General features: G+C 60.6%; 9 protein-coding genes. 7 read left to right on the top strand and 2 right to left on the bottom strand.

Features of this window, described 5'->3' with window-relative positions; genetic code table 11:
• Positions 1-175 precede the first annotated feature (175 nt).
• Complete coding sequence (uraH, locus tag ABIE20_RS18340) at positions 176-529, bottom strand: hydroxyisourate hydrolase (protein WP_010225132.1); 354 nt, start codon at positions 527-529, stop codon at positions 176-178.
• 398 nt (positions 530-927) lie between these two features.
• On the opposite strand from uraH, the gene puuE reads away from it, so the two are divergent.
• The 7 genes from puuE (at position 928) to ABIE20_RS18305 (ending at position 7,911) form a co-directional block, all read left to right on the top strand.
• Entirely contained in the window at positions 928-1,854 is a 927-nt protein-coding gene (gene puuE / locus ABIE20_RS18335; RefSeq protein WP_429506389.1) for an allantoinase PuuE, read from the top strand.
• A complete protein-coding gene (gene uraD, locus ABIE20_RS18330) occupies positions 1,854-2,369 on the top strand; it encodes a 2-oxo-4-hydroxy-4-carboxy-5-ureidoimidazoline decarboxylase (protein WP_429506388.1) in 516 nt (171 codons plus the stop codon). Before puuE ends, uraD begins: the two co-directional genes overlap by 1 nt.
• A gap of 104 nt (positions 2,370-2,473) precedes the next feature.
• A complete protein-coding gene (locus tag ABIE20_RS18325) occupies positions 2,474-2,977 on the top strand; it encodes an ureidoglycolate lyase (protein ID WP_429506387.1) in 504 nt (167 codons plus the stop codon).
• Positions 2,978-3,027: 50 nt separating this feature from the next.
• Positions 3,028-4,353, top strand: coding sequence for a urate hydroxylase PuuD (locus tag ABIE20_RS18320; RefSeq protein WP_429506386.1), 1,326 nt, complete (start codon positions 3,028-3,030; stop codon positions 4,351-4,353).
• Between the two features lie 133 nt (positions 4,354-4,486).
• Complete coding sequence (locus tag ABIE20_RS18315; RefSeq protein ID WP_115088006.1) at positions 4,487-5,842, top strand: nucleobase:cation symporter-2 family protein; 1,356 nt, start codon at positions 4,487-4,489, stop codon at positions 5,840-5,842.
• A gap of 133 nt (positions 5,843-5,975) precedes the next feature.
• A complete protein-coding gene (locus ABIE20_RS18310) occupies positions 5,976-6,761 on the top strand; it encodes an outer membrane protein OmpK (protein WP_429506385.1) in 786 nt (261 codons plus the stop codon).
• Positions 6,762-7,122: 361 nt separating this feature from the next.
• Positions 7,123-7,911, top strand: coding sequence for an outer membrane protein OmpK (locus tag ABIE20_RS18305; protein ID WP_429506383.1), 789 nt, complete (start codon positions 7,123-7,125; stop codon positions 7,909-7,911).
• Between the two features lie 64 nt (positions 7,912-7,975).
• Here the strand turns inward: ABIE20_RS18305 and ABIE20_RS18300 are convergent, their stop codons facing one another.
• Positions 7,976-8,884, bottom strand: coding sequence for a DUF808 domain-containing protein (locus tag ABIE20_RS18300; RefSeq protein ID WP_429506382.1), 909 nt, complete (start codon positions 8,882-8,884; stop codon positions 7,976-7,978).
• Between the last annotated feature and the right edge of the window lie 42 nt (positions 8,885-8,926).

The following is an 8,926-nucleotide window of genomic DNA, read 5'->3' as shown; positions in this document are numbered from 1 at the left end:
AGAACAAAAGGGACCCGCCGTAAGGGCGGAAGGGGCCAACAGCGGCGCCACACCGAATGGATAAGCCCGCAACCCAACCCAAGAATCATAGCCCCCCGAGATTCCGTGAAGAACCCAAAAAAAAGCCCGCAGTGTGAGCGGGCAAGGGACCTACGAAGATTCTTCTAGCGACCAACTAGCTTCCACGATAGGTCGAGTAACTGTACGGCGAGATCAACAGCGGCACGTGGTAGTGATCCTGTTCGGCGCTGATGCCGAAACGCAGTACCACCACGTCAAGGAAAGCAGGCTCGGGCAGTTGTACGCCGCGGGCGCGGTAGTAATCGCCGGCGCTGAACTGCAGCTGGTAGACGCCACTGCGGTAATCATCGCCTTGCAGCAGCGGTGCGTCGCAACGGCCATCGCTGTTGGTCAGGGTAGTGTTCACCAGTTCCAGCTGCTGGCCTTCGACCCGGTACAGCTCGACCTTGATCGAGCTGCCAGGGCAGCCATGAGCGGCATCCAGTACATGCGTGGTCAAACGTCCCATTGCTTGCTCGCCTCTGTTCTATCTGTGGGCAAAAAATACCCGCACGCCAGCGTCAGGAAATCCGACAACGTGCGGCTGTCGGATTATTAAGACATTTTTCTATAAAATTGTACACAATAATTCGGTATTCTTTCCTGGCACGCCGCTCGCCCTCTGTAAATAGGCCATCAGTCGCAAAACCACGCCAATGGCCGACGACCCCGTCATTAGCTGACCGATCAGGCAGGTTTCTTGCAGGGCTTCTTATAGAGGTGGGAGTGGCTAAAAAGGCAAAGAAAAGCGAAAAAACAGGCTTACAAATCGCAAACAAAGTTGTATACAATCATTCCATCGTCGTGGCCGATACCCTACCCGGGTGCCCACGCCCTCCGTATTCACGTACAAGAAGGAAGACTGCAGTGAGCGCTGATTACCCTCGCGACCTGATCGGTTACGGCAACACCCCACCTCATCCGCGCTGGCCGGGGAATGCCCGCATTGCTTTGTCTTTCGTGCTCAATTACGAAGAAGGTGGCGAACGCAACATCCTTCACGGTGACAAAGAGTCCGAAGCCTTCCTCTCGGAAATGGTCGCCGCCCAGCCGCTGCAGGGCGCGCGCAACATGAGCATGGAATCGCTGTACGAGTACGGCAGCCGTGCCGGCGTCTGGCGCCTGCTCAAGCTGTTCAAGGACACCGGCGTACCGCTGACCATCTTCGCCGTGGCCATGGCCGCCCAGCGCCATCCGGACGTGATCCGCGCCATGGTCGAAGCCGGCCACGAGATCTGCAGCCACGGCTACCGCTGGATCGACTACCAGAACATGGACGAGGCCCAGGAGCGCGAGCACATGCTCGAAGCCATCCGCATCCTCACCGAACTCACTGGCGAGCGCCCGCTGGGCTGGTATACCGGCCGCACCGGGCCGAACACCCGTCGCCTGGTGATGGAGGAAGGCGGCTTCCTCTATGACAGCGACACCTACGACGACGACCTGCCCTACTGGGAACGCAACAACCCGACCGACAAGCCGCACCTGGTGATCCCCTACACCCTGGACACCAATGACATGCGCTTCACCCAGGTACAGGGTTTCAATTGCGGCGAGCAGTTCTTCCAGTACCTCAAGGACGCCTTCGATGTGCTCTACGAAGAGGGCGCCGAGGCACCGAAAATGCTCTCGATCGGCCTGCACTGCCGCCTGATCGGCCGCCCTGCCCGCCTGGCTGCGCTCAAGCGCTTCGTCGAGTACGCCAAGAGCCATGAGCAGATCTGGTTCGCCCGGCGCGTGGACATCGCCCGTCACTGGCATGCCACCCACCCTTTCCAAGCCGAGAACGCCTAATGACTGCATTCAAGAAACTGAAGCCTTCGACCCTGGATCGCACAGCGTTCGTCGAAGCCTTCGCCGACATCTACGAACATTCGCCATGGGTTGCCGAAAAAGCCTACGACCTGGGCCAGTTGCACGAAGCCGACCAGATCGAAGCCCTGCACCAGCGCATGAGCGACATCCTCCTGAGCGCCGACCACGCCGCCCAGCTGGCGCTGATCAACGCTCACCCGGACCTCGCTGGCAAGGCCGCGATCCAGGGTGAACTGACCGAATCGAGCACCAATGAACAGGCCGGCGCCGGTATCCACCAGTGCACCGCCGAAGAGTTCGAGCGCTTCACCGTGCTCAACGATGCCTACAAAGAGAAGTTCAAGTTCCCGTTCATCATGGCGGTCAAAGGCAGCAACCGGCACCAGATCCTCGCCGCCTTTGAAAAGCGCATCCACAACTCGGTCGAAGCCGAGTTTAAGGAAGCGCTGGCGCAGATCAATCTGATCGCCCTGTTCCGCCTGCTGCAGCTTTAAGGGCGTCGATCGCCGGGCTGGCCCGAGTGCGCTACGCGAGCGTACCCAGGGCCTGACCGGCGCAACAACGACACCCTCCACAACACAGAATAAAGAGAATCCGCATGCGCACTTTAGTGATTGAGCCCCTGAGCAAAGAAGCCTTCGCCCCTTTCGGTGACGTGATCGAAACCGACGGCAGCGACCACTTCATGATCAACAACGGCTCGACCATGCGCTTCCATCGTCTGGCCACGGTCGAAACCGCACAACCCGACGACAAGGCGATCATCAGCATCTTCCGCGCCGATGCGCTGGACATGCCACTGACCGTACGCATGCTGGAGCGCCATCCGCAGGGCAGCCAGGCTTTCATTCCGCTGCTCGGCAACCCCTTTCTGATCGTGGTCGCGCCCGTTGGCGATGCACCTGTATCAGACCTGGTCCGTGCCTTCATCAGTAATGGAAGGCAGGGCATCAATTACCATCGCGGCGTCTGGCACCACCCGGTGCTGACGATCGAAAAGCGGGATGACTTCCTGGTGGTTGATCGCAGTGGCACTGGCAACAACTGCGATGAGCATTTTTTCAATGAGGATGAGCAATTGATCCTCGCCCCCCACCAATAAGAGAAGACCTGAGCGCCCGGCTACAGGGTGCCAGGGTAGAGGTAAAGACTGTGGAAGCACATCTGTTGGAATGGCTGAACCTGAGCGTGCGTTGGGTTCACATGATCACTGGCGTGGCATGGATTGGCGCGTCGTTCTACTTTGTCTGGCTGGAAAACAACCTCAACCGGGCCAACCCGCGCGACGGTCTGTCCGGCGATCTCTGGGCGATTCACGGTGGCGGGATCTACCACCTGGAGAAGTACAAGCTGGCTCCGCCAAAAATGCCGGAGAACCTGCACTGGTTCAAATGGGAAGCCTATTTCACCTGGATGTCGGGCATCGCCCTGCTGTGCCTGGTGTTCTACTGGAACCCGACCCTCTACCTGCTGGCCCCTGGCAGCACCCTGAGCGGTGGTGAAGGCATCGCCATCGGTGTCGGTTCGCTGATCGCCGGCTGGTTCATCTACGACTTCCTCTGCGATTCGCCCCTGGGCAAGCGCCCTGGCCTGCTCGGCCTGGTCCTGTTCGTGTTGATCATTGCCGCCTGCTACGGCTTCAGCCAGGTGTTCAGCGGCCGCGGCGCGTACCTGCACACCGGCGCGATCATCGGCACCATCATGGTCGGTAACGTGTTCCGCATCATCATGCCGGCCCAGCGTCAGCTGGTGGCTGCCATCGAAGCCAACCAGACGCCGGATCCGCTGCTGCCGGCCAAGGGCCTGCTGCGTTCGCGACACAACAACTACTTCACCCTGCCGGTGCTGTTCATCATGATCAGCAACCATTTCCCGAGCACCTATGGCAGCCAGTACAACTGGTTGATCCTGGGCGGTATCGCGGTGGCTGCGGTGTTGGTGCGTCACTACTTCAACACCCGTCATGACAGCAACAAGTACGCCTGGACCCTGCCGGTCGGCGCCCTGGCGATGATCTGCCTGGCTTACGTAACCGGCCCTGCGCCGATGCCGAGCGCCCCTGAGCAGGCCGCCGCCAAGGTCGAGTACCAGCCGCTGCCGGAAACCGCCCTGGGCGGCAAGACCGCTGCCGAGAAAGCCGCCGAACAGGCTGCCGCCCCTGCCCAGCCAGCCGCCCCTGCTGCTGCCCCGGCCGAGACCACGGCCAAGCTCGACGATGCCGGTTTCGACAAGATCCACAGCGTCATCCAGGAACGTTGCGCGGTGTGCCATTCGGCCAAGCCGACCAGCCCGCTGTTCAGCGCCGCCCCTGCCGGGGTGATGCTCGATACCCCGCAACAGATCCAGCAACAGGCCGCGCGTATCCAGGCGCAAGCCGTGGCAACGCAGATCATGCCCCTGGGCAACATCACTCAGATGACCCAGCAGGAACGTGAACTGATTGGCGCCTGGGTCGCCAAGGGAGCACCGACCCACTAAGGCAGCCGCAAGCTGCCAGCTGTAACCGGCAAGCAAAAAAAAGCTGCAAGCCAAGCGCGACCTCCTGCTTCTTCTTGAAGCTTGGCGCTTGAAGCTTGCAGCTCCAAGAATAAAAACAAAACCGAGGTGTTGCATGTCCGAGTCACGCAAGGCGTACATCCCTGTTGCGCCCCCACGACAGCCACTGCCCCTGTTCCAACTGTTCCTGGTGGGTCTGCAGCATGTGTTGCTGATGTACGGAGGCGCGATTGCCGTGCCGCTGATCATCGGTCAAGCCGCCGGACTTTCTCGTGAAGAAGTCGCTTTCCTGATCAATGCCGACCTGCTGGTCGCTGGTGTCGCCACCATCGTCCAGTCGTTCGGCATTGGCGCTGTCGGCATCCGCATGCCGGTGATGATGGGCGCAAGCTTTGCTGCGGTCGGCAGCATGGTGGCCATGGCCGGCATGCCCGGCGTCGGCCTGCAGGGGATTTTCGGCGCGACCATCGCCGCCGGTTTCTTCGGCATGATCATCGCGCCGTTCATGTCCAAGGTCGTACGTTTCTTCCCACCCCTGGTGACCGGCACGGTCATCACCTCGATCGGCCTGTCGCTGTTCCCGGTTGCCGTCAACTGGGCCGGCGGCGGCGCCGATGCCGCACCCTTCGGCTCCCCCGTCTACCTGATCGTCGCCGGCCTGGTGCTGGCTACCATCCTGCTGATCAACCGCTTCATGCGTGGCTTCTGGGTCAATGTCTCGGTACTCATCGGCATGGGCCTGGGCTACATCATTGCCGGCTCCATCGGCATGGTCGACCTCTCCGGCCTGAGCGAAGCGCCCTGGGTGCAGGTGGTGACCCCCCTGCATTTCGGCATGCCGACCTTCAGCCTGGCGCCGATCCTGTCGATGTGCCTGGTGGTGGTGATCATCTTCGTCGAGTCCACCGGCATGTTCCTCGCCCTGGGCAAGGTCACCGACCGTGAAGTCACCCCGGGCATGCTGCGTCGCGGCCTGATGTGCGATGCCGGCGCGTCGTTCGTGGCCGGCTTTTTCAACACCTTCACCCACTCCTCGTTCGCCCAGAACATCGGCCTGGTGCAGATGACCGGCGTGCGTTGCCGCTACGTCACGGTGGTCGCCGGTGGTTTTCTGATCCTGCTCAGCCTGCTGCCCAAAGCGGCGTTCCTGATTGCCTCGATTCCGCCTGCGGTGCTCGGCGGTGCGTCGATCGCCATGTTCGGCATGGTCGCCGCAACTGGCATCAAGATCCTCCAGGAAGCCGACATCGCCGACCGCCGCAACCAGTTGCTGGTGGCCGTCAGCGTCGGCATGGGCCTGATCCCGGTGGTGCGCCCCGAGTTCTTCGCGCAGATGCCACAGTGGATGGAACCGATCACCCATAGCGGTATTGCCATGGCCACCGTCAGCGCGTTGATCCTCAACCTGCTGTTCAACATCCTCGGTGGCGCCGAGCGCGCTGCCCACAACGATACCGCCCACCAGCACTGAGCCTTTGGGCGGCGCATGCCGCCCGGCGTCACCCGAGCAACATGCAAGGCCGTCGACCCGTAGGAGCGGGTCGGCCGGGGCGCTTCGCGCCAAAAAACCGAAAACCAACAATAACAAAGCCGGGAATCACAACATGAAAGGCATCACCACTTCCCTCCTGCTGGGTAGCAGTCTGCTGGCCACCTTGCCAGCCGCCGCAGGGGACTTGCTGCTCTGGCACACCAACAGCCTCACCTACCTCTACGGCAAGGACTTTCAGGTCAACCCTGCGATCCAGCAGACGGTGACCTTCGAACATGCCAACAAGTGGAAGTACGGCGACACTTTCCTGTTCATCGACAAGATCTTCTACAACGGCGGTACCGACCGCAACAAGGGCAGCAACACCTACTACGGTGAGTTCAGCCCGCGGCTGTCGCTGGGCAAGATCTTCGATCGCAAATTCGAGTTCGGCCCGATCAAGGACGTACTGATCGCCATGACCTACGAGTCGGGCGAAGGCGACAACGAGGCCTACCTGATCGGCCCCGGCTTTGACCTGGCGATTCCCGGCTTCAACTACTTCACCCTCAACATCATGCAGCGCAACACCGAAGGCAGTCGCCCAGGTGATCGCGTCTGGCAGATTACCCCAACCTTTTCCTACACCATCCCCGTGGGCAAGTCCGACGTGCTGATCGATGGCTACATGGACTGGGTGGTTGATAACGACCAGAGCCGGCGCGGCACCTACCACGCCAACCTGCAGTTCAACCCGCAGGTCAAATACGACCTGGGCAAGGCCCTGAACCTGGGCGCCAAGCAGTTGTACGTGGGTATCGAATACAGCTACTGGAAAGACAAATACGGTATCGAGAACAGTGGAAAGCTCGACACCAACCAGAGCGTTACCAGCGCCCTGGTTAAGGTTCACTTCTAAAAGCTGACCAAACGCACAGTTTTTGCCACACCTGCTCCAGGACGGGGCACTTGAGGACCGGCGCGCAAGCCAGTAATCTGCGCGCCCCCTCGCTCAGGGCAGGACGGATCCTGTCTGCGTTTGCTGACCGCTCAGTCAATGAATTCGGGCGGTTGGCAAGCGTCACGCCATCCAGCAAGACCCTTTTCATCTGTTCAGTCTGACGTCGAGCAGGATTGTTGAGCCAGCCCCGAAAAGTTGGCCCAGCTCTTGCCAAAAAGCTGTGGCCAATCGAAAAAAACTGACTCAGAAGACAAGTAATTACCCAAAAGGTGCCACACCAGAGCACCGACACAGAATCAATCAAGGGAGCAACTACGCGATGCGTATTACCAACAGCCTGATCCTCGCCAGCGGCCTGCTGGCGGCCAGCACCGGCGCCAGCGCCGGTGATCTGCTGCAATGGCAGAACAACAGCCTGACCTACCTGTGGGGCAAGAACTTCGCCGTCAACCCGTCGATCCAGCAGACCGTGACCTTCGAGCACGCCGATGGCTGGAAGTACGGCGACAACTTCATCTTCGTCGACAAGATCTTCTACAACGGCGACAAGGACTTCAACAACGGTCCCAACACCTACTACGGCGAGATCAGCCCGCGCCTGTCGTTCGGCAAGATCTTCGACCAGAAGCTGGCCTTCGGCCCGGTCAAGGACGTGCTGCTGGCCATGACCTACGAGTTTGGCGAGGGTGACACCGAGTCCTACCTGATCGGCCCTGGCTTCGACCTGGACATCCCGGGCTTCGACTACTTCCAGCTGAACTTCTACCAGCGCCACACCGAAGGCAGCCGCGCCGGTGACAACGTCTGGCAGATCACCCCGGTATGGTCCTACACCATTCCTGTGGGCAAGTCCGACATCCTCATCGATGGTTTCATGGACTGGGTCGTCGACAACGATGCCACCAGCCGCCGTGGTACCTACCACGCCAACCTGCACTTCAACCCGCAGGTCAAATACGACCTGGGCAAGGCGCTGAACTGGGGCGAGAAGCAGTTGTATGTCGGTTTCGAATACGACTACTGGAAGAACAAGTACGGCATCAAGGACAGCGATGCCTTTGATACCGATCAGAACACGGCCAGCTTCCTGGTCAAAGCGCACTTCTGATCAAAACAATCGCGGGGCAAGCACGCTCCTACAGTAGGAGCGGGCTTGCCCCGCGATGAGGCCATCAACCTCTGACAGCTCGCCAGAGCTTGCCGATAACCGCAACCACCGCCAGCACCGCAGCACCCGCGACAATCCCCACCCCGGCATTGAGCAGCGTGCTGGTCAGTACCCCGCCGCGCCCTTCGCTGAAGGCTTCAATGGCGTGATGCAGCGGTGCCACGCCGTGCACCAGGATCCCGCCACCGACCAGAAACATCGCCGCAGTGCCGATCACCGACAGGCTTTTCATCATGTACGGTGCCGCGCGCAGGATGCCGTTGCCGATCGCCTTGGCCGCGCTGGAAGCCTTCTGGGTCAGCCACAGGCCCAGGTCATCAAGCTTGACGATGCCGGCCACCAGGCCATAGACACCGATGGTCATGACAATGGCGATGCCCGAGAGCACGATGATCTGCTGAGTCAGCGGCGCATCGGCGACCGTGCCCAGGGTAATGGCGATGATTTCGGCCGAGAGGATGAAGTCGGTGCGCACTGCGCCCTTGATCTTGCCTTGCTCGAAGGCCACCAGGTCGACCGCAGGGTCCGCCACCGCTTCGCTCAGCGCCGCATGCTCGGCTTGGTCCTCTTCCTTGCTGTGGAGGAACTTGTGCGCGAGTTTTTCGAATCCTTCAAAGCACAGGAACGCACCGCCGACCATCAGCAGCGGCGTCACCGCCCAGGGGATGAAGGCGCTGATCAACAGCGCCGCCGGCACCAGGATCAGCTTGTTGAGGAACGAGCCCTTGGCCACCGCCCAGACCACCGGGATTTCCCGCTCGGCGCGCACGCCGGTAACCTGCTGGGCGTTGAGCGCAAGGTCGTCGCCCAGCACACCTGCGGTCTTTTTTGCCGCGACCTTGGTCATTACCGAGACATCGTCGAGTACCGTGGCGATATCGTCGATCAATACCAGAAGACTGCTTCCTGCCATGTTTGCCTGATTCCAGCGGGTTGAGAGGGCCACAGTCTAGCT

It is taken from the genome of Pseudomonas sp. 2835, assembly GCF_050435905.1.
In the GTDB taxonomy this organism is placed as follows: Bacteria; Pseudomonadota; Gammaproteobacteria; order Pseudomonadales; family Pseudomonadaceae; genus Aquipseudomonas.
The sequence above is the reverse complement of the archived record's forward strand: the minus strand, read 5'-3'. Positions and strand labels throughout refer to the sequence as shown.